The organism is Pelorhabdus sp. sgz311001 (genome assembly GCF_055901755.1).
The window spans coordinates 125,861-146,529 of the sequence record NZ_JBVXUT010000002.1 but is presented as its reverse complement, the minus strand read 5'-3'; the positions used below and the strand labels follow the sequence as shown (position 1 = coordinate 146,529).

18 protein-coding genes and 1 other annotated feature are annotated in these 20,669 nt (G+C 43.6%); of the genes, 15 read left to right on the top strand and 3 right to left on the bottom strand.

The annotated features are described in order from the left end of the window. Window positions 1–126 precede the first annotated feature (126 nt). From AC0MXB_RS06750 to AC0MXB_RS06715, 8 genes are all read left to right on the top strand, one after another. On the top strand, window positions 127–636 hold the full coding sequence (locus AC0MXB_RS06750) for a hypothetical protein (RefSeq protein ID WP_474038885.1): 510 nt from the start codon (window positions 127–129) through the stop codon (window positions 634–636). Window positions 637–720: 84 nt separating this feature from the next. Further along, a complete protein-coding gene (locus tag AC0MXB_RS06745; protein WP_474038884.1) occupies window positions 721–1,437 on the top strand; it encodes an NAD-dependent protein deacylase in 717 nt (238 codons plus the stop codon). A gap of 78 nt (window positions 1,438–1,515) precedes the next feature. Next, a complete protein-coding gene (locus AC0MXB_RS06740) occupies window positions 1,516–1,965 on the top strand; it encodes a MarR family winged helix-turn-helix transcriptional regulator (RefSeq protein WP_474038883.1) in 450 nt (149 codons plus the stop codon). After that, window positions 1,962–3,218, top strand: coding sequence for an L-lactate MFS transporter (locus AC0MXB_RS06735; RefSeq protein WP_474038882.1), 1,257 nt, complete (start codon window positions 1,962–1,964; stop codon window positions 3,216–3,218). Before AC0MXB_RS06740 ends, AC0MXB_RS06735 begins: the two co-directional genes overlap by 4 nt. A gap of 166 nt (window positions 3,219–3,384) precedes the next feature. Then, the gene (locus tag AC0MXB_RS06730; protein ID WP_474038881.1) at window positions 3,385–5,073 is read left to right on the top strand and encodes a sensor histidine kinase; all 1,689 of its coding nucleotides are present in this window, start codon (window positions 3,385–3,387) and stop codon (window positions 5,071–5,073) included. Between the two features lie 89 nt (window positions 5,074–5,162). Further along, entirely contained in the window at window positions 5,163–7,193 is a 2,031-nt protein-coding gene (locus AC0MXB_RS06725) for a methyl-accepting chemotaxis protein (protein ID WP_474038880.1), read from the top strand. A gap of 52 nt (window positions 7,194–7,245) precedes the next feature. Next, entirely contained in the window at window positions 7,246–7,911 is a 666-nt protein-coding gene (locus AC0MXB_RS06720; RefSeq protein ID WP_474038879.1) for a response regulator, read from the top strand. Window positions 7,912–7,978: 67 nt separating this feature from the next. Further along, complete coding sequence (locus AC0MXB_RS06715) at window positions 7,979–8,458, top strand: HD domain-containing protein (protein WP_474038877.1); 480 nt, start codon at window positions 7,979–7,981, stop codon at window positions 8,456–8,458. 78 nt (window positions 8,459–8,536) lie between these two features. Here the strand turns inward: AC0MXB_RS06715 and AC0MXB_RS06710 are convergent, their stop codons facing one another. Further along, window positions 8,537–9,829, bottom strand: a complete 1,293-nt coding sequence (locus AC0MXB_RS06710) for an MFS transporter (RefSeq protein WP_474038876.1) — start codon at window positions 9,827–9,829, stop codon at window positions 8,537–8,539. Window positions 9,830–9,894: 65 nt separating this feature from the next. After that, window positions 9,895–10,156 (bottom strand) — a binding site (T-box leader). Window positions 10,157–10,390: 234 nt separating this feature from the next. Here AC0MXB_RS06710 and AC0MXB_RS06705 point away from each other — a divergent pair. Continuing rightward, window positions 10,391–11,479 carry a response regulator gene (locus AC0MXB_RS06705; RefSeq protein WP_474038875.1) on the top strand — a complete coding sequence of 363 codons (1,089 nt, stop codon included), beginning with the start codon at window positions 10,391–10,393 and terminating at the stop codon, window positions 11,477–11,479. 70 nt (window positions 11,480–11,549) lie between these two features. Here AC0MXB_RS06705 and AC0MXB_RS06700 read toward each other — a convergent pair whose 3' ends face one another. Further along, complete coding sequence (locus AC0MXB_RS06700; RefSeq protein WP_474038874.1) at window positions 11,550–12,848, bottom strand: SLC13 family permease; 1,299 nt, start codon at window positions 12,846–12,848, stop codon at window positions 11,550–11,552. A 249-nt stretch (window positions 12,849–13,097) separates the two neighbouring features. Here AC0MXB_RS06700 and AC0MXB_RS06695 point away from each other — a divergent pair, with 249 nt between their 5' ends. Both AC0MXB_RS06695 and dapA read left to right on the top strand, forming a co-directional pair. Continuing rightward, complete coding sequence (locus tag AC0MXB_RS06695) at window positions 13,098–14,045, top strand: phosphoglycerate dehydrogenase (protein WP_474038873.1); 948 nt, start codon at window positions 13,098–13,100, stop codon at window positions 14,043–14,045. 114 nt (window positions 14,046–14,159) lie between these two features. Next, on the top strand, window positions 14,160–15,044 hold the full coding sequence (gene dapA / locus AC0MXB_RS06690) for a 4-hydroxy-tetrahydrodipicolinate synthase (protein WP_474038872.1): 885 nt from the start codon (window positions 14,160–14,162) through the stop codon (window positions 15,042–15,044). 88 nt (window positions 15,045–15,132) lie between these two features. Here dapA and AC0MXB_RS06685 read toward each other — a convergent pair whose 3' ends face one another. Continuing rightward, window positions 15,133–16,095, bottom strand: coding sequence for a LysR family transcriptional regulator (locus tag AC0MXB_RS06685; RefSeq protein WP_474038871.1), 963 nt, complete (start codon window positions 16,093–16,095; stop codon window positions 15,133–15,135). A gap of 170 nt (window positions 16,096–16,265) precedes the next feature. Here AC0MXB_RS06685 and AC0MXB_RS06680 point away from each other — a divergent pair, with 170 nt between their 5' ends. The 4 genes from AC0MXB_RS06680 to chrA all read left to right on the top strand — a co-directional run bounded on the left by AC0MXB_RS06680 (window position 16,266) and on the right by chrA (window position 20,588). Further along, a complete protein-coding gene (locus tag AC0MXB_RS06680; protein WP_474038869.1) occupies window positions 16,266–17,117 on the top strand; it encodes a DUF6282 family protein in 852 nt (283 codons plus the stop codon). A gap of 110 nt (window positions 17,118–17,227) precedes the next feature. Further along, window positions 17,228–18,589, top strand: coding sequence for a putative DNA modification/repair radical SAM protein (locus tag AC0MXB_RS06675; protein WP_474038868.1), 1,362 nt, complete (start codon window positions 17,228–17,230; stop codon window positions 18,587–18,589). Then, window positions 18,583–19,407, top strand: coding sequence for a TIGR03915 family putative DNA repair protein (locus AC0MXB_RS06670; protein WP_474038867.1), 825 nt, complete (start codon window positions 18,583–18,585; stop codon window positions 19,405–19,407). The genes AC0MXB_RS06675 and AC0MXB_RS06670 overlap by 7 nt, the downstream gene beginning before the upstream one ends. A gap of 2 nt (window positions 19,408–19,409) precedes the next feature. Next, on the top strand, window positions 19,410–20,588 hold the full coding sequence (chrA, locus tag AC0MXB_RS06665) for a chromate efflux transporter (protein ID WP_474038866.1): 1,179 nt from the start codon (window positions 19,410–19,412) through the stop codon (window positions 20,586–20,588). Window positions 20,589–20,669 lie beyond the last annotated feature (81 nt).

The window sequence follows — 20,669 nt, the reverse complement described above, 5'->3', positions numbered from 1 at the left end:
AAAGTAAAGCCTAGCCCTATCGGAAAAGCTGCCGATAGGGCTAGGTTTTTTAAAAGGGAAATATAGCTCGCTGTCGTATTCTATTCCATAAAATGATAAAAGTATCAAGAGGAGGAGAAAACTGCTGTGAGTCAATTTGCCGCGATGCCGCTAGATCATTTGATTCTAATTATTTTGTTAGCTGGTTATATTATTTATCAACAGACGAAAGCGCAATTGGTGCGAGGGCGCAAATATGTAGTGATGCCTCTTATACTGTTGTTTTTTACGTATCAGTCTTTAACTAAGTTAGGCGATCAGTTGTACCAGCTTACTTTACCAATTTTCGTTTTGCTTGGTTGCGGCCTATTTACAGGCGCAGTCGCCGCTGGAATGGCAAAAATAGTCCGTAAAGAAGATGGCTGTTTATATCAAGAAGGCGGTTGGCGGAGCCTTTTGCCGCTGTGTTTGATTGTACCGATTCGTGTGGCAGTATTTTGGGGGCTGCATGATTATCCTAGTATGGAGTTGTTAAATCATGGCGGCACGGTATATCTTCTCTTTTTTTCAGCTCATCTTGTGAGCCGCAGTGGGATTATGATCGTGAAAAATCCAGAAATATGGAATCTCTATATGAATGAACGTAATCGGAAATGATAAGGAATTTAAGCGAGACAGGTTTAATAGTCATAGGAAATCATTAATCGCTATAGAAAAGTAGTTACGAGAGAGGGTAGGAATATGAAGGAATTACAGGAAATCGCTGCGATTCTGTCGCAAAGCAATAATATCGTATTTTTCGGTGGTGCTGGTGTTTCTACCGAAAGCGGCATACCGGATTTTCGTAGTGTCGACGGGCTTTATAACCAACAGTATGCTTATCCGCCAGAAGTGATGTTGAGCCATACTTTTTATGTACAGCATCAGGAAGAGTTTTTCGATTTTTATCGTAAAAAGCTGATTTTTCCTCAAGCAAAGCCCAATAAAGCCCATGAGTGGCTGGCTCGCTGGGAAGCGGCGGGGAAAGTAAAAGCTGTAATTACGCAGAATATTGACGGACTTCATCAGGCGGCAGGCAGTCAGCAGGTGCTGGAACTACACGGATCGATTCAGAGAAATTACTGTGAGCGTTGCCAAGCCTTCTATCCGCTTGAATTTATTCGAAGCAGTTCTTTGATTCCGACGTGTTCTTGTGGTGGAGTCGTTAAGCCTGATGTCGTATTGTATGAAGAAGGTCTGGATCAGTCTGTGTTAGAAAAAGCGATTACCTATATTGCCAAAGCTGATATTTTGATTGTGGCAGGAACGTCGCTAGTCGTTTATCCTGCGGCGGGATTAATTGATTATTATCGCGGCAACAAGTTGATTTTAATCAATCGCGATCCAACCGTAGCGGATCGTAAAGCTGATTTTGTGCTTCATGGTAAGGTTGGCGAGATTTTAAATCAGATTAAATAAAGAATTTTATTGCGAACTAAAGTGATTTTTTATATGATAATAGTTAGTTTTGAAACTAATTATTGTTAGGTGGTCAAAATGAAGCAAAAACATTCTATCGGTATAAAAATTGCTGTTTTAGGACGGCTGCTGGCAAAGCGGTCGAATGAAGGCTTTACTGGAACTGGATTATCGGCAAGCCAGTGGTCTGTTTTAAAATGTCTTAGAAATGAGGAAGCCTTGACACAAAGTGAGATTGCTGTGCGGCTATCCCTAGAAGCGCCGACTGTATCTAAGACGGTTCTGCTCTTAGAACAGGCTGGCTGGGTTCAGCGCATTGCTGATGAGAAGGATCGGCGCGAGAAAAAAGTGATAGCGACGGAACAAGCGAAAAAACAGTTTCCTTTGTGGCAGGCAGTTGCCTCTAAAGTGGCGCAGGAAGCCCTGGTCGGGTTTTCGCGCGAAGAACAGTTAATCCTAGAAAGTATGATTGATCGAATAACTGTAAATTTGACGGATCGCGCCAAGCAAGGAGGGGCGATCCAATGAGTTTTCAGGGAACTTTATTACGCTGGCGGCCTTGGATTGTGTTGGCAGCGGCTACAGGCGTAAATTTATCGATGGGACTTAATTATTCCTGGAGTGTGATTCAAAAGGCGCTCGTATCAGACTGGCATTGGACTTTAGTGCAAGCCTCACTGCCTTACACAGCCTATGCTGTTGTCATTACGGTCGCGATGCTGTTGAGTGGTAAATTGCAAAAGTTATTAGGGCCTAGGCGGGCGATTCGCCTCGGCGCTGTCTTGATGGGGCTTGGACTTATCAGTTGCAGTTTTTCTCAGACGCCGTTGCTTATTGCTTGCGCTTATTCTTTTGCTGCGTTAGGTGCAGGTATTTGTTATTCAACTACGTTGCCCACAGTCATAGCCTGGTTCCCTGCGGCAAAAAAGGGACTCGTTACAGGTGTAGTCATTAGTGGCAGCGGGTTAGCGCCTATTTATGTATCGTTTATAGCCAATTGGCTATTATTGCAATATGGCATAAGTCGCACTTTTTTACTGTTAGGAATTGGTGTTGCCTGCCTGCTCTTATTTATGACCTTATTTATTACGAAAGCTCCCGTTTTAGCAGCTACGGCGCCAGTGAAAACTGCTCGATTTGATCCGGAAGCCGCTGCTTTCCATTCAGATAGTTCAGCTTTCTCTTGGCGAGAAATGATTGGCACCCCACTGTTTTGGCGGTTGTGGTTTATGTATTTGTTTGCCTCTTCAGCTGGGTTGATGATTATCGGTCATATTGCGATGATTGCGAAAAAACAGGCGCAGTGGGATCAGGCGATTTATTTAGTATTGCTTATTGCGCTTTTCAATACACTCGGCAGGGTAGCTGCAGGCTTTTTTTCAGATCGTTTTGCTTTGCTGAACCTGATGAAAGGAATTTTTGCCGTGTTGGCTATGGATTTACTGTTCTTTGCCTCTTATGAAACTCCCTTATCGCTTTGCGCCGGCGCAGCATTACTGGCCTTTTGCTATGGTACTTGTCCGGCATTATTTCCTTTGGCCGTGGCGGAGTTTTTTGGTGTGAAAAACTTAAGTATCAATTATGGCGTTTTGTTTACTGCCTGGGGCGGTGCCGCCTTGATTGGGCCGATTTTGGCGGGGCTGGTTGTTGATTGGACAGGCGGCTATTTGTATGCCTATTTACTTTCGGCAGGATTTATGGCCGTTGCTTGCGCTTTGACTTTTGGGATTCGTCAAAAAGCCCTTGTTACAGAAGCGAACGCCCTCTATAGTGAGAAATAACTGTAAATTTACACTTTTCGTAGTAGCGATTTTTCCGCAGGATTCCTGAGCCGCCTGTCGAATTATTTCTTCCATATTGTGAAATAAGTAAGGCGGAATTTCGTTTCGTCATTGTTAACAGTGAATGAAAAGTGTTTTGCTTGTTGAGAAAGGATCATTTGCTTACATGGATCTCGTTTACTATAGCGCTAAGGCGTATATTCCCTTTACCTTATTCGTGATTGGGGCTCTGATTGCTCTGGCAACCTATACCTGGCAATTCCGCAGTCTTCCTGGCGTAAAGTCTCAGGTTGGCGGGCAATTATGTCGTAGTGCTTGGTTGCTGTTTATGGTTTTCACAGGTTTATCCGATCCGTCCGATAAGTTACTGTGGGTATCGCTCGGAGAATGTATGAGTTATTTTTCCAGCTGTTTTTGGTTTGCTTTTGTTTTAGAAATGAGTCAGCAGGAGAATCGATTCTGGCGTTTCGCAAAGCGTGGTTATTTTCTTCTCGGTCTGTTGATGACAGTGGCTATTTTTTCGAATCCATGGCACGAGCAGTATTGGCAGACCATAGCAGTAACTGACGATATTGTTATGGCTACAGCTGGTCCGATTTTTTCGATTGCTGCTCCACTTTCTTATACTTTCTGCCTCGTTACATTATCGCTTGGGTTTCGTTGGATTTTACGAACAACAGGATTACGGCGGCGGCAAGCCTGGTGGTTTTCCTGTTCGGGATTTTTTTCTTTAATAGGTATTATTTTAGATAATATACCAGAGTGCCAACCTTTGGCGCCCATGCCGTTAGGCTTTTTATTATCAAGCTCTTTTGTTACCTGGGGCTTTTATCGTTGGCAGACTTATGCAATTTTACCTGTAGCTCAGCAAGTTGCTGTGAGGAATATGATAGATGGTTTGATTGTTGTTGACGAGTATGGTTATATTGCTGATCGCAACACGGTGGCACAAGATATTTTACAAGGCCTTGCGGCGAATATTGGCGATTCCTTTAATGAAATGATATCTAGTTGGCCTGCTTTAACGGAAGCAATTAATAGCAGTGATCAGCAGGTTAGTGAGGTGCAGCGGGAACGACTGGGACAGGTTTTTTATTATGAATTTCATAAAATCCGCTTACAATCAAATGGTCATTATTTAGGCATGGTTTTTCTGTTTAAAGATATTACGAAACAAAAAATGGATCAGTATAAAATGTTGGAACAGGAAAGAGCTTTGTCTATTTTGCAGGAACGAGAACGTCTTCGCCGCGAGTTGCATGACGGTCCAGGCCAAATTTGGAGCTATTTAAAGTTGGAGCAGGAAAGTGCCATTGATCTGATCGCAGCAGGAAAAACGGTAAAGGCTAAAAGTGTTTTGGAAAAACTCGTCAAGACAGTTGATATGCTCCATAACGATGTTCGTGAAGCCATCAATGGTTTAAAAACGGCTACAGCAAAACAGGGATTTTTTCCAGCATTGAAAGAGTTTTTAAGTTGGTATGAAGAAACGTATAGCATTGAAACAAGACTCTTGATTCCTGAAGATCTGATCGTTTCGTTTACACCTAAAGAGGAATTACAATTGCTGCGGATTATACAAGAAGCAATGACGAATGCCCGCAAGCATGCTCAGACTGCTTCGATTGAAGTATCCTTTATGGTACAAAACGGGCGGATTACGATTACTGTGGCTGATGATGGCTGTGGCTTTTCTTTGGAGGAGCGGCCTCAGGCTCAGGGCGGTCGACATCAAGGACTAGTGATCATGCAGGAAAGAGCTGGGGATTTAGGTGGACGATTAGAGATTGAATCAGAGCAAGGTCTTGGCACCAAGGTTAGGATTTATTTGCCGCAAAATCAAAGGAGTGCATAGATGGTGAAATGGCTTTTAGTGGATGATAGCAGTTTGTATGTTGAGGAACTGTTACGACAACTGCATGATTTTTTTAAGGAGGACTACTGATGACAGTACGGTCCATTAGTGCAAGACTTATATTAACTATTTTGCCTGTTATCTTAGTTTCATTTATAGTACTTACTGGCATAAGCTATTATTATTCTTCGATTTATCTTGAAAAAAATATTAATGAAAGTATGAACTCATTAAGTAAATATATTTCTTTGCAAGTGCAGAATCCGGTTCATAATATTATTCTTCAACTTGAAGATGCAGCGGCTGGCGATAAGCTAAAATCTGGTGAGCGACCTAACGTTGTTGCTGGAATGCAGGAATATCAAAAGCGGATGAAGACAGTGAATAATTTGTTTTTCGTGTATGCTGACGGAAGAGTAGTTCGTTCTGACAATACAACATCCAATGCCTTAGATCGAGATTATTTTAAGGCTGTTACGGCAACGAAACAGCCTTTCGTTTCAGCGCCTGTTGTTGCTAAAAACAATGGCAAGCTATCCGTTATGATTGCTGTACCGGTTTTTGGCGCGAATCAACAGTACATAGGTCTTGTAGCGGCTGTTTATACGCTTGATGCGATTACTGATATGATTGAACAGATAAAGTTTAAGGAAACTGGCTATGTTACCTTGGCAGATGGAGCGGGCATGTTAATGGCTCAGCCCAAGGCACACGAGCTAGTAGGAAAATTAAATCTTTCTACAGCAAAGCAGGCGGCAGAGTTGAATTTAGCAAGTGACTTAGATGAACGCTTAATAAAACTATTTAAAGCCGCAACAGAGCAAGAGCAAACAGTTAGAGGCGTCTATAATTTTGTGAATCAGGATGTTCGCGTGGGTTTCTTTATGCCAGTCGATATGGGAAACGGGCAAAAATGGGTTGTTATGATTTCTGCTGATGAGAGCGAGTTGAAGGCAGATGTCAGGAAAATGACAATCCTGTTAGCGGTTGGCGCCTTTATTTGTATTGTGCTTACAGGGCTTAGTGTAATTTGGCTGAGTCGGCGCTTTACGAAACCAATTGTAGTGATGCAGCTTTCCCTTGAGCAGTTGGCGGCAGGCGATTTGCGGGAAACTGCTCTTACCGTACACAGTCATGATGAGATTGGAAAAATGGCCCAAGCCTTTATTCGAATGCGGCAGCAACTGAATCGGATCGTAGGACAAGTTAGAACAAATGCTGACATGGTAGCTGCGTCTAGCGAAGAGTTAAGCGCTACTGTTACGGAACAACTAAAAGCCTCAGAGGTGATTGCCAGAACTGCAAATACAATGGCCTCTGGCGCGGCTCAAAATACAAGAAGTATTGGCGAAGTATCGGCAGTATTTGAACAAATCTCTGCAAGTACTGAGGAAATGAATGCGAGTGCCGAACAAGTCAATGGACAAACTTGCCAGGCCGTACAAGATGCGCGTAAAGGGATGGAACTCATTCAAAAAGTGGTAGAGCAAAACAATACTGTAGAAGTATCAATGGGCGAAATTACGGATATTTCGCAGGAGCTGGTTCAAGGTTCTGCTAGTATAGAAAATATTGTTACGGTGATTCGTAATATTGCTGGACAAACAAATCTTTTAGCATTAAATGCGGCAATTGAAGCCGCTCGAGCCGGCGAAGCTGGACGTGGTTTTGCTGTTGTTGCCGAAGAAGTTCGTAAGCTTGCTGAACAAAGTGCGGAAGCGACAAGCCATATTCAGGACATTATTGTCAAGATGACGGCAGCGATTGAACGAGCTGTAGCGACTGTAAATAAAACGAATAATGAAGTTGCGGCAGGAAAACATGCTGTTGCTGATACCGAAAATGGGTTACAGCGGATTATTACGCAATTAGAACAGGTACAGCAAGGAATTGGGCAGATAACACGGGCTGTTCAGGAAACGGCAGATGGCATGCAATCTGCTGTCTTAAATGTACAGGATTTAAATGGTGTTGCCGATGAAACGAAAGCGAATACAGAAACGGTTGCTTCTGCTGCACAGGAGCAAAATGCGAGTTTGCATGAAGTGAATGAAAACGTAAGGGCCCTAACGAAAATGGCCTCAGAACTCGACGATATTACGAAACGATTTAAGATTTAAATCATAGAACTACAATTAGATTTATTTGCCGCAAAATCAAAGGAGTGCATAGATGGTGAAATGGCTCTTAGTGGATGATAGCAGTTTGTATGTAGAAGGGCTAGCCGATTTTTTGCGCTGCCATGGCTTGAATGTAGTAGGAACAGCTGGCAATGGTTTGGAGGCGCTCGTAAAAGTAGAGATTTATCAGCCTGATGTAATTCTGATGGATGTGCAGATGGAGGGCTGTGACGGCATAGAAACAACGCGAATTATTAAACATGATTTTCCTCATATTGAAATTGTTATGCTTTCCGTATCGGAAGATGAGGAGCATTTATTTGAAGCGATTCGTGCTGGGGCCTCCGGCTATTTGCTGAAACATATGAAAGGCGAGGCACTTTGGGCTCAAATTCAAAGTCTCATGCGCGGCGAAGCTCCACTTGCGCCTACTCTAGTCCGGCGAATTTTACGAGAATTTTCACAGCTTAAACCAAGCATGGAACAAAAGGAGATAGCCGAAACAGAGCAAGTAGCCTTAAATTCGCTAAGTGAGCGGCAGGAAGCTATTTTGAAACTCATGATTGATGGGCTGACTTATCGGGAAATCAGCGAGACGATTGATCTGCGAGAAACGACGATAAAATATCATGTGAATGAAATTTTACGGAAGCTAAGGTGTAATAATCGCACTCAGTTGATTGCTTATGCATCGAAATTTTATAAAGATGGGCGATAAGGACAAGGGTGTGGTCTAAATAGCAACGGCAACGAGAGAAGCTGAGAAAGAGTAGGATGAGTTAGCTATGAATAAGATTTTTACAGTACAAAGCATTTTTCTAGCGGAAATTAATAAGTATGTTGGAACAGGGGAAGCAGACCGCGATTACCCCTTAGACTGGGAACGAATTCACATGGCGAGCTGTGGGCGTCTTGGCCAGCTGCTCGCTGTGAAACGTGGCGTCGATCCAGAGCTGGCAGCCATTGCCACATCGCTTCACGACTATGGCCGTGTGATTACAGGCAAGCAGGCGGGCCATGCTGAGGCAGCATATGGACCGCTGATAGAATTTTTGACGAACCTGAAGCTATTTACTTCCGCCGAAATAGAAAGCTTAGCGTTAGCGGCTAAGCATCATAGTAGTAAAGAGGTAGTTGGAACACCGCTAGAAGAAATTGTAAAAGACGCCGATGTACTTGATTGCTATCAGTACGGACAAACTTTAGTCAGGCAGGAACAGCGAGATCGATTGGCACAAGTGCAAAAAGAGTTAGGTCTAATCTAATATTTATTCGGTATGGGGAAAAAGAAACTGACAGCTGCGTTAAGCGCAACTGTCAGTTTCTTGTACTTATGGGGCAGTCTACACCGCTTCTTTCTCTGATTGTATGACTGGGTTTTGTACAAGCGACCGCTCTGGTCTGACAAAGATCCAAGCTACCATACCGGCTACGGCGAAGGCAGCAGTAACGGTAATTGCTGATTGCCACCCATAATTTGTGGCAATCCAGGCAGTAAGAATGGGGGCGATAACGCCGCCGATATTTCCCCAGAAATTCATCCAACCAGAGACCGAGCCAGCAAAAGCACCGCCGAGATCAATGCAAGTAGACCAGCCAGCTGTGAAGGTTAGGCCGAGTGAGCCGAGCGATAGGGTGAGCCAAAAGACATTGAGGGTAGGTGTTGTTGCTGTAGCGCCAAAATACAGGCCAAGACAGCAAAGCCCAAGACCTACAATGCCTGACAAAGTGCGTATCCGGTGCTTGGAAGCTCCTTTGGCAATGAGTTTGTCACTCCAATAGCCGGTGACCAAGGTTACAAGACACAGAGCGGCCCAAGGAAAGGAAGCGGCAATGCCCATCTTTTGCAGAGAGAAGTTTTGCGCCTCCATGAGGTAGAGGGGGAGCCAAGCTAAAAAGACATACATAATATAGTCCGTAATGAAGAATTGCAGGCCAATGGCCCAAAACTGCGAAGACGATAAGAAGTGTTTCCATGGAGCCATGACTTTTTTTGTTTGCCCAAGAGGAACTTTGTTTTGGTCGATCCAAGCGGCTTCTGCCGCATTTACGAAGGGACTTTGCTTCGGCTCATCTTTCGCGAAATAATACCAGGCGGCAGCTAGAACCAAGCCCATGGCGCCGAAGATAACAAAGACAGAACGCCAGCCAAAAGCGAGCATGAGTGCGACAGTCAAGGCTGGGCCGACAACAGGGCCAAAAAAGACGCCACTTAATAAGAATGAAGTACCGCGTGATTTTTCATCGTTATGGAACCAGCGATAAATAAAGCGACCGAAAGAAGGTGCTAAAGGACCTTCACCAACGCCGAATAAGGCGCGAACGCCGATAAACAGGGACAAGCTATTGCACGCTGCCGTCAGCGCCGTAAATACAGACCACAAAGCAGCTGCGCCACTGACAACAAGACGATGCCCTAAGACTTCCGATAAAATTCCGCCGGGAATCTGCATGAGGGAATAGCCTACAAAGAAAGCGGTTTGTAAAAGACCCATATCAAGCTTAGTAAAAGCAAATTCTTTCATGATTTCTGGTGTGGCCACCGATAGATTGACGCGGTCCATATAGGAGATGAAGCTGATAAGAAATACGAGTGCGCCTAAAAACCAACGGAAATTCGAAGCTTTTTGATTCATAAAATCCTCCTTGAAATTTTTAAATGAAGACTGTTTTCGGGAAAATAAAAAAACTCTTTCCCCAGGCAAGGGGCAAGAGTTTCATCTCGCGGTACCACCCTTATTGTCCTTTCCAACAGAAAGAACATCTCTCATCAGGTCAAACAACCCTAAGCAAATAACGGTTGCACTCTTGCGAGTTGAGTCCGGCGCAGCTTACTAGGCTCTAGAAACCGTTAAGCTTTGCAGTTCAGGAGTGATTGATTCTCACTGGTTTGTTTCTGGCTCGCACCAACCGCCAGATCTCTGGAAACGTCGCAGTAAGGTAGTCTCCTTCATCACTTTTTAAAGTAATTTTTCATTGTAAGTGTAAAGTTGTAATGGATCAAGTATAGCTTAGGAAGTTATGATCGTCAAGATTTTTTTATAATTTTTTAAAAACAATTTTGGGGACGCCCCGAGAGAAGTTTTGCATAGCATGTCGTGATTTTGAGAAATTTCCGGATTTTTGCAGGAAAGTCACTGTTTCATAGAGAAAAAATGCAGAAAATCAGCCTTGCTTAAGGATGAGGGGGCAATAGAATGCAGTACTACAAAAATACAGTTTTATTTGTAGATGATGAAATTAGTGTGCTGAATTCGCTTAAACGTGGTGTAGCCGATGAACCCTTTTGGCCGCTCTTTGCGACTTCGGCGGAAGCGGCATTGGAATTGCTGGCAAAGCATGAGGTCAGTGTATTAGTCACTGATATTCGTATGCCAGGAACAGATGGTATCGCCTTCTTACAAAAAATAAAAGGGATGTATCCTAATACGTTACGGATTGTTTTATCAGGTTATGCTCTCTTATCGCTTGATCAAGTTCTTGCTGCCATGAATCATGGCGAAATCTATCGCTTTATTACAAAGCCTTGGCGTATGGAAGAAGATTTACTGCCTGTATTGCGTCAAGGGATCGAATATTATAACCTAATCAAAGAGAAGCAGAATATAGAACGCTCTTTGCAGCATAAAAATGAAGCTTATAAAAAAATGCTGCGCCTTATGGAGGAAAAGTCCGCTACTGCCGCTGACAAGATTGGCCATGTGGAAAACGTGTTTACAAAGATGTTTTCCGGTTTGGAACGAGAACTGCATAAATCTGATCGGAGCTGGGGAAAAGCCGCTACAAGTCTGAAAATTATCGAGGCATTTACGTCGTCTTACTTTAAGACGATGCCAGCCGCTTTCAGCGAATTTACTTTATCAGCAGCTGCCGAGGCTTTGCAGCAACATGTGAAAGAGCGCCATAGCGGACTTCGCTATCAAGAAAAGTTACCCCAGGAACTTGTGACGGTTATGGGCAATGGTCCCTTATTGCAGATGATTCTTGCTTGTGTCATTGACCTTGTTTGCTGGTCCGGCGATGATCGAAAAGTGGATTATATTTTATCTTTTGAAAAGTATCAAGACAGAGGCCTTGTCCGTATGAGCAATGTTTTTCAGCTTGGCTATGTTGACGGGGCTACTGTACTGATTGACTCTGATGAACTGCTTACTTATGAAAATCTTGATTATTATGTAAGTCTTTTATCGCTTATGGGAGCGCCTTATGGCATTACGGCGACTTATACCTATGTGAATCAGAATACGTCCATGATTTCGGTAGTAGCCGAGTTATTAATTGCATAGTTTTTATCAGATATAAAAAAACAGACTGGACTTTGTTTTAGGCAAGGTTCAGTCTGTTCTATTTAGCGAATTAGAGGAGCAAATAAATAATGGCGCTCATTACTACCGAGCTTGATAAACAGATGGGAACGGCACGGAATAGTAGGTTCGAAAATAAGCTAGTACGGGCTTCGTCGCTGGTGCAAGCGCCAAGTACAAGGCTGCCGCCAGAGGAAAAGGGCGAGATCGCTGTTGCCTGAGCGCCGATAACAACGCAGGTAAATAAAATCATAGGATTGATGCCTGTGGCGGCAACAAGCGAAGGGATAATCGGGAACAGGGCGGGACAAACAACGCCTAGCGTACTGCTGAAAAAGGACATAATGCCAGCTACAATAGCAAGCGCTATAGGAACAAGGTAATAAGGCATGCTGGAGCCGATCCAACTGGCAAGCAATTTAATCGTTCCGGCTTTAATCGCTACGGAAATGAGCATGCCCACGCCGCAAATCATAATCAGTGTGCTCCAGGGAACATTGGCTATAACCTTTTTTTCATCAGCTAAATTTAATAAGAGAGCAACAACTGACAACACGATGGCAATGAGTCCGATGTCCATTTTGGAGTTAATAAAGGTGATCATTTTATTAGCCGGTAAAATCATATGGAGAATTGGCGCGGCCAAAACGATGACCATCATGAGAATAATTAGATAGAGTGTCGTCTTTTGTTTGCTGTCAAAGGGCTGCGGTTTTTCAATGGTGAAATTTTCTTTGGAGACTTTGCCATTTTTTGAGAAGAGCAGTAACCCGGAAATAACTAGAAGCGGAATTACCATGGTTGTTACAAAAATGGTTGTGGTGTAGGCAAAGGCAGAATCGGCGGGAAAGCCAGCAGCTTCGATGAGGCTTTTAAACACAATACCGCTTTGGCTTGTCATAAAGTTGGCGCCGCCTAGGGCGCCATAATTGGCTGCAACAGCGCCTACCATCTTATTCAAGCCTGTCTTTTCACAGAGCAACAGGGTGATTGGCGCCATGAAGGCCATAACCGTAAAAAAGCCAGCGCCTAGGCCGGCAATCAAAGTTGCGGCAAAGAAGATAGCAAAGGGCAGTAAGTGAGGATAGCGTCGGCAGCCATATAAAAGGTGGTTGGCCAGCTTTTCCAGTGTGCCGTTTACAAGGGCAAAGTTATAGAAGAGAGAAACAGCGAAAATAACAAAAAAGATACTAATCGGCCACATGCTTACGACTTCACTGGATTTTAAGTTCAACATAAAACAACCAATCAAATAAGCAAAGGCAATTGCAAAAAAACCGGTGTTTATTTTAGTTCGATAGCCTAAAATAATAGAAACCGCAATAGCGAGTACCACAAAAAAACTAATCATTTAAAGAAAATCCTCCTATTTCATTATAAAATACTAACAAAATACCACATGACGCTTATGACAATATGTTGTGAATATTCTTGGCATTTTGTATTTTAAATTATATAATGGGTAACTGCTATAATCAAATACTTGTTATTCTATGTCCCCTATAAATTTTTTCTATATAGGTTTATAGAGGAAGCGGGAAGTGTGATGTGTAAAAAATATCAATGAGAGTAAAAAGCGGTACACAAGGGGAGAATTGGCGTGAATTGTATTTTTCTTGATCAAATTACGGATGAAATGAAAGCGTTGCTCTGTCAAGAGGCGCCGCAGGATTTAGAACTGATTTTTCTTAGTGAATTAGAGGAAGCGGAACAGGAGAAAAAACTAGCTGAGGCTGATGCGTTTCTTACGGCAACGTATAAAGTTGATGAGGCGTTCATGAGTAAGGCGCCTAAACTGAAAATCGTCCAGAAAGTCGGTGTTGGCACCGATAATATTGACTCGGCGGCAGCAGCAAAACGCGGTATTGTAGTAGGCAATGTGCCTGGCGGCAATGCCAATGGTGTTGCTGAGCTGACAATTGGCCTGATTCTTGATTTATATCGTAAGACGATCCTGCTTGATCGACGCACGCGAGCCGGACAATGGTCCATGTGGACCTATCGATCTTGTTCCTATGAAATAAAAGGAAAAACCCATGGTATCGTTGGTTTTGGCCATATTGGCAAACGGGTGGCCGAACTCTCCCGGGCTTTTGGCACGACCTTGCTTTATTATAATCGCACGCGCTTAGAACCCGCTATTGAAGCAAAGTATCAAGTAAAGTATGCCTCGTTGGAAGAGGTATTGCAGCAATCCGATATTGTGAGTGTTCATTTGCCATTAACAAGTGGGACTCGAGATTTTATTTCTGCCAAAGAACTGGCGCTGATGAAGCCAAGCTCTGTTCTCATTCATGTAGGTCGTGGTAATGTGGTGAATGAGCAAGCTTTATATGAAGCTTTGCAACAGGGGAAAATTGCGGGAGCAGCGATTGATGTTTGGGCCAGTGAACCAGTAGCAGCTGATAATCCCCTCTTGCAACTTGATAATGTCGTGGCGACGCCCCATGTTGGCGGTGGGACTGTTGATGCAGCTATTGAGATTTATCGCGTTTCTTTCGAGAAAATTGGCTGTCTGTTACGGTCTCAGCCAAGTATTTCACAATAAAATTACAGAATTTATGATTTTTCAAAGAAATAGAATTTCTTTTTCGCGTAAGATAGGCTAAAATCATAGTAGTAAGACTTTACATTTTTTCAAGAGAAATGAGGAGGAAAACTCATGAAACAACCATTATTTATTGGCTCTGCTGTGGCGATCGTCACTCCCTTTACGGATGACGGCGTCGACTATGAGAGTCTGGGGAAGCTGATTGAATTTCAGATCCAAAACGGAACCGACGCTCTCGTGATTTGCGGGACAACGGGTGAAGCTTCCACAATGCCTGATGAAGAACATATTGCTGTCATCCAATTTGCTGTAGAAAAGGTGGCGAAACGGATCCCTGTCATTGCCGGAACAGGCAGCAATGATACGCGTCATGCGATTGATCTTTCGAAAGAGGCGGAAGCTGTCGGCACCGATGCCCTGCTCTCCGTAACTCCTTACTATAATAAAGCAACACAAAAAGGCCTTATCGATCATTTTAAAGCGATTGCTGAAAATGTAAATATTCCGATTATTCTTTATAATGTTCCTAGTCGGACGAACTTGAATATTAATCCGGAAACCGTTTATGAATTGTCTAAAGTAGACAATATTGTTGCAATTAAGGAATGTAACTTAGGTCAAGTCGGCGATATTATCAACTTATGTGGTGATAATATGACGGTTTATTCCGGTGAAGATGGCAATATTTTGCCACTCTTATCGCTAGGCGGTACAGGGGTTATTTCCACTATGGCCAATATCATTCCGCAGGATACCCATGATATGGTGATGAAATTTCATGCGGGCGATATTGCTGGCGCAAGAAAGCTGCAGCTTAAAACTTTGAATCTCATCAAATCGCTTTTCAGTGAAGTAAATCCGATTCCTGTTAAAACAGCTGTCGGGCTGCTTGGCTATCGCGTGGGGCGTTGTCGTATGCCTTTGAGCGAACTAAGCGATAAAAATTTGGAATTGCTCAAGAAAGAAATGGCCGCTTACGGTTTGATTAAAGGCTAAGCTAAACACGGAGCTAATCTGTTTTTAAATTTATGGAAACACCTCGCATCGGCAGTTCACACGCCTGCCGATGCGAGGTGTTTTAGTTTTATTCGAAAGAATTATTCAAATTTACTGGTGTGAAATGAAATTGTTCAGTGATCATGCTGATAAATAGGCGTGCCGCCCGGGAAATATAGGCATCTTTTTGTACAGCGACACACATGGTCCAGTAGGGAGAATATTTTTCCTCAATGTAATAGTAATCAGGATGAAAGGTACTAGGAAAAATATCGAGGTATTGGCGGGGAACTAAGGTTACGCCAAGGCCCTCGCAAGCGAGTCTTCTCGCCGTTTCATAGCTCTTAGTCGTTAAGGCGATCGTGGGGATAATTGCTGCTTTTTGCAAGATTAAATCAGTGACCTGTCGGATTTTTTGTTCTTGGTGCAGCATAATGAAGGGTTCTTGGGCAAATAAGGTGAGATCGATCTGGGGAAATTCCAAGTCATTCTTGGGTATTGCATATTGTCGCAGCGGATGGTTTGGTTTGGTTACCAGCACGAGTGGATCTTTAAATAAAGGGTGAATTTTAGTATTGATATTATTGGCATGTTCATTAAAGGGAAAAGTATGCATGATCGCAAAGTCAATTTCACCTGACGCGAGAGATTTATCAAGCTCGGTAGAATTTTTTTCAATGATAAATATTTCGATATTTGGACATTTTTGTTTAAAAGCGGGCAGCACCAGCGGTAGCATATAAGTAGCCAAATATACGGTAATGCCAATGGTCATTCGGCCTTTTTTCAAATTGTTGATATCACTCACTTCAATTTCAAAATCATTATAGATTTTTAAAATATCTGTGGCCATTTGATAATATCTTTCGCCAGCAAATGTGAGTAAAAGTCCTTTGCTTGTGCGCTTAAAGAGTTTGATCCCAAGGTTTGTTTCGATTTTTTGCATACAGACACTCAGGGATGGCTGGGTTAAAAACAGTTTTTTTGCTGCTTTCGACAGACTTTTTTCATCAGCTACTGTTTTTACGTAAAGAAGTTCACGTTCCGTCATTGTAGTGCAGCGCCTTCTTTCAATATGTATAAATTAAAACTATAGGGCTTATTAGAAATTATGTATTTGTTTATATATATAGAATTATTATATAATTGAGAACGAAAAACAACAAGAATATTCGAAAAAAATAAAAGAATTTCAGTCAAATCTAAAAAGGGAGGAAGACAATGGGAAATAGTGTAAAAACCTTTTCCGAGGAGTTACTTCAGGGCGTAATTGATACGCATATTCATACGAATCCTGACGTACGTCTTAGAAGACTTAATGATATTGAATTGGCTCGTGAAGCTTTGCGGGTAGGGGCAAAAGCGATCGTGATTAAGTCACATCTTGTGCCGACGATGGATCGAGCCAGTATTGCTGAGTATGTCGTGCCAGGAATTCGTGTTTTTGGCGGGCTCACGTTAAATTCGTATGTGGGCGGTATCAATCCGGCAGCCGTTGAGGTTGCTATAAAGATGGGCGCTAAAATTATTTGGCTGCCTACAGCCGATTCATCTCATGAAAAGCGGCTGCAAGGGAAAAGCGGCGGTGTTACCTCCGTAGTAGATCGTAAAGTAACGCCGGAACTGCTTGCTGTATTGAAGCTGATTGCGGAGCATAATATTGTATTAGGCACAGGCCATTTAGCGCCAGAGGAAACACTCATCGTTGTAGAAACGGCGAAACGAGTGGGCGTTCAAAAAATCATGGTGAATCACCCGGAATGGTGGTCCATTAATATGTCGCTAGCGCAGCAGAAAGAATTAGCTCAGTATGGCGTGTTTTTTGAACGGTGTTACGCCACAAGACCGCCTGGTCAGGGATATCGGAAAAATTTTGCGATCAATCTGGAGGCTGTTGCTGCAATTGGTTATGAATCGACGATCTTGTCTACCGATGGCGGGCAGACGGAAAATCCGCTATGGAGTGAAGCGTTAGCTGAACATATTGACTTTTTTGTACAGGCCGGCGTTTCTCAGACCGCTATGGATCAAATGACTAAAATCAATCCGGCAAAACTACTTGATCTGCTCTAATCACTATGTCAGCATGCGAGTATCTCGTTTAGGTACTCGCTTTATTTTTACTTCTTTGCAAGAACGTATGTTCTATATTATAATGATAAGAAGTAAGGGAGCTGATCAAAGTGGATGTTTTTGAAAAGCTGAAGATTTTAACGGATGCGGCGAAATATGATGTGGCTTGTACGTCAAGCGGTGTTGATAAACAGGCAGGCAAGGGCGGCATTGGCAGCGCCGCTGCCTGTGGAATCTGCCATACTTTTGCCGCTGACGGTCGCTGTGTTTCGTTGTTAAAAGTGCTTATGACCAATATCTGTATTTATGATTGTAAATATTGTATTAATCGTCGTTCCAATGAGACCGATCGCGCCGCTTTTTCGCCGCGGGAATTAGCAGATCTCACAATTAGTTTTTATCGCCGTAACTATATTGAGGGACTTTTTCTAAGCTCTGGCGTGTTTAAAAATCCTGATTATACTTGTGAACAGCTCATTGCTACGCTTAAAATTTTACGCCAGGAGTATCGCTTTGCTGGCTATATTCATGCAAAGGCTATTCCTGGCGCTGACAGCCGCCTGATTGAACAACTAGGACTCTTGGCAGATCGTATGAGCGTTAATATTGAACTGCCGTCGCAAAAGAGCTTGGCGCTGCTCGCGCCTGATAAATCGAAGCATTCTATTTTAAAACCTATGGGGTTTATAACGGGAAAGCGGCAAGAAAACTCCCGCGATCTCGTAAAATATCGTCATGCGCCGAAATTCGCCCCAGCGGGGCAGAGTACCCAAATGATTATCGGCGCTACAGCTGATACGGATTTTCAGATTTTGCATTTAACGGAAAGTCTCTATAAAACCTATAAATTGAAGCGGGTCTTTTTTTCGGCGTACATACCTGTAGCTCAAGATAGTCTGCTGCCTGCCCTTGATGCGCCGCCGCTCTTAAGAGAGCATCGGCTCTATCAGGCTGACTGGCTGCTGCGTTTTTATGGTTTTCAGGCCACAGAACTACTTGATCAAACGCGGCAAAGTTTTGATCCGACGATGGACCCCAAATGCAGTTGGGCGCTCCATCATCCCGAGTTTTTCCCGGTAGAAATCAATCGGGCCGCTTATGAAGAATTGCTGCGCGTACCGGGGATTGGCGTCTTGAGCGCTAAACGAATCATTCGGGCCAGACGCAGTGGTTCACTGACATTTGAAGGCGTAAAGAAGCTGGGCGTCGTCTTAAAACGGGCGCAGTATTTTATTACTTGCCGCGGCAAGACTTTTGCGGGTATGATCAAATCAGAGCAGGCGATGCTACAGTCGCTCCTATCAGTAAAGGAACTGCGGTTGTTGCAAGACAAGCCCGGTAACGAACAGTCCACGCAGCTATCGCTATTTCCCGACGCGGTGGAACAAAGCGTACTTACAGCTTCAACGATCAAGCTGCCTAGCGGTTTGACCGATAAAGTGAAACAGTTGGAGGCGACAGCATTATGGTAGCAGAAGCGCCTGTTTATCAATATGACGGTACTTTTGAAGGGCTCTTATGCTGTGTTTTTGCCAGTTATGACCGTAAAGAGATTCCTATCGATATTTTGCCGCCTGATCAAGCGGTGACGCTGCTATTTCCAATTGAAGCAATCGCGACAGAGGAGGACAAAGCGCAGCGCGTGTATCGCTCGATTCCGCAAAAAATCGGGAAAGAAGCGCTAGAGCTGATTCAAAAAGCCTTTCTTACGTGTCTGCCCCAAAAGGAATTAGCCATTCTCCATTTTTTACGCCTTGGCTATCGCGTGGGTCCTACTATTGTGAATCAGCTGACCGAGGATTGTGTTGACAAGCTGGTAAAAGCAGTACGGTTTTTAGAACGAGAAAGCCATTTATTTAAAGGTTTTATTCGGTTTTCTATATTTGCGGGAGCCCTTGTCGCTGAAATTGAACCCAAAAACTTTGTATTGCCGTTGCTTGTGGCGCATTTTCGCAGTCGCTATCCAGAAGAACGGTTTTTCATTTATGATCGAACTCATCAGATGGGGCTTATCTATGAAGCGTATCGGGCTCAGATTCTGCCTATTGCTGATTTTACTATGCCAGAGGCAGATGCTGAAGAAGTGAAATTTCGTCAATTGTGGCAGCTTTTCTATGAAACAATTGAAATCAAAGAACGGCACAATCCGCTCTGTCGGCGCAGCCAAATGCCGCTGCGCTACTGGAAATACCTCACGGAGTTTCAAAGCGACGTTTTGCCTACAACAAGATTATTGCAGCTTGGTACAACCGATTCCTCATTATCGAACGATAATGAAACTAGAGGTTAGACATGGATGAGAATAAGCGTTACTTCAGACGATTGCAAGAAATACTCATGGTCTCGCTTTATTTAGGTCTTACTTCATTTGGCGGGCCCATTGCGCATCTTGGCTATTTTCACGCCGAATATGTAAGAAAACGTAAGTGGATTAGTGAAGAACTTTATGGCGATTTGGTTGCTTTATGTCAATTTCTCCCTGGGCCGGCAAGCAGTCAAGTCGGTATAGCAATTGGAATTTACCGTGGCGGCATACTTGGCGGCATGATTGCGTGGTTTGGCTTTACAGTTCCCTCCACATTTGTTCTCGTACTTGCCTATTATGGGTTGCACGATATGGACACAGCCCAATTAGCCTGGGTACATGGACTAAAGATTATTGCCGTAGCCGTTGTTGCTCAAGCGGTATGGAGCATGGGTGCTAAACTAGCGCCTGATAAAACCAGAGCCACAATAGCTATGATTGCGGCAGCAATCACGTTGCTTTGGCCGAATGCTTTGATTCAAGTAGGGATTATCGTAGCTGCAGGCTTCGTTGGTACTTTGCTTAAAAAGTCTGGAGTTGTGACCAATGATCAGACTCTGTCTTTTCCCCTCTCAAAAAAAAGCGGAATTATAGCGCTAGTTATATTGGCAGCTATGCTTGTTGGCTTGCCCATATTACGACAAGTCACCGGAAATGAGTGGCTTGGTATTTTTGATAGTTTTTTTAGGATTGGCTCGCTCGTTTTCGGTGGCGGCCATGTTGTCTTGCCGCTACTCGAAAAGGAAGTGGTTCCCGTGGGATGGGTGGAACGAGGCCAATTTTTAACTGGTTATGGCTTGACACAAGCTGTACCAGGGCCGCTGTTTACATTCGCCGCCTACCTTGGGGCGGTTATGGGTGGCTGGCTAGGCGCTGTTTTTACAACAGTTGCCATATTCTTGCCATCTTTCCTTTTCGTTATTGGTGTTGTACCTTTTTGGGATACTTTACGAACCAAGCCAAGTCTCCAAGCGGCGTTGTGGTCAATCAATGCGGCAGTCGTAGGTATATTGTTTGCCGCGCTGTATGATCCGGTTTGGACATCGGCAATAAACAACGCAGTCGATTTTACTGTAGCGATACTTTGTTTCGGACTCCTTCAGTTCTGGCGAGTACCTCCCTGGTGCGTCGTAATCATTGGTTGCCTATTGACGATGTGGCTATGATGAACCCCCTCTGGATCAGAGGGGGATTTTTTTGCCCTGTTGCTGTAAACGAAGTTTACCAGTATACTTTATAAATGGATT

Coding starts and splice junctions, on each gene's coding strand:
- AC0MXB_RS06745 (WP_474038884.1), top strand. CDS start 721: ATGAAGGAATTACAGGAAATCGCTGCGATTCTGTCGCAAAGCAATAAT.
- AC0MXB_RS06740 (WP_474038883.1), top strand. CDS start 1,516: ATGAAGCAAAAACATTCTATCGGTATAAAAATTGCTGTTTTAGGACGG.
- AC0MXB_RS06735 (WP_474038882.1), top strand. CDS start 1,962: ATGAGTTTTCAGGGAACTTTATTACGCTGGCGGCCTTGGATTGTGTTG.
- AC0MXB_RS06730 (WP_474038881.1), top strand. CDS start 3,385: ATGGATCTCGTTTACTATAGCGCTAAGGCGTATATTCCCTTTACCTTA.
- AC0MXB_RS06725 (WP_474038880.1), top strand. CDS start 5,163: ATGACAGTACGGTCCATTAGTGCAAGACTTATATTAACTATTTTGCCT.
- AC0MXB_RS06720 (WP_474038879.1), top strand. CDS start 7,246: ATGGTGAAATGGCTCTTAGTGGATGATAGCAGTTTGTATGTAGAAGGG.
- AC0MXB_RS06715 (WP_474038877.1), top strand. CDS start 7,979: ATGAATAAGATTTTTACAGTACAAAGCATTTTTCTAGCGGAAATTAAT.
- AC0MXB_RS06710 (WP_474038876.1), bottom strand. CDS start 9,829: ATGAATCAAAAAGCTTCGAATTTCCGTTGGTTTTTAGGCGCACTCGTA.
- AC0MXB_RS06705 (WP_474038875.1), top strand. CDS start 10,391: ATGCAGTACTACAAAAATACAGTTTTATTTGTAGATGATGAAATTAGT.
- AC0MXB_RS06700 (WP_474038874.1), bottom strand. CDS start 12,848: ATGATTAGTTTTTTTGTGGTACTCGCTATTGCGGTTTCTATTATTTTA.
- dapA (WP_474038872.1), top strand. CDS start 14,160: ATGAAACAACCATTATTTATTGGCTCTGCTGTGGCGATCGTCACTCCC.
- AC0MXB_RS06685 (WP_474038871.1), bottom strand. CDS start 16,095: ATGACGGAACGTGAACTTCTTTACGTAAAAACAGTAGCTGATGAAAAA.
- AC0MXB_RS06680 (WP_474038869.1), top strand. CDS start 16,266: ATGGGAAATAGTGTAAAAACCTTTTCCGAGGAGTTACTTCAGGGCGTA.
- AC0MXB_RS06670 (WP_474038867.1), top strand. CDS start 18,583: ATGGTAGCAGAAGCGCCTGTTTATCAATATGACGGTACTTTTGAAGGG.
- chrA (WP_474038866.1), top strand. CDS start 19,410: ATGGATGAGAATAAGCGTTACTTCAGACGATTGCAAGAAATACTCATG.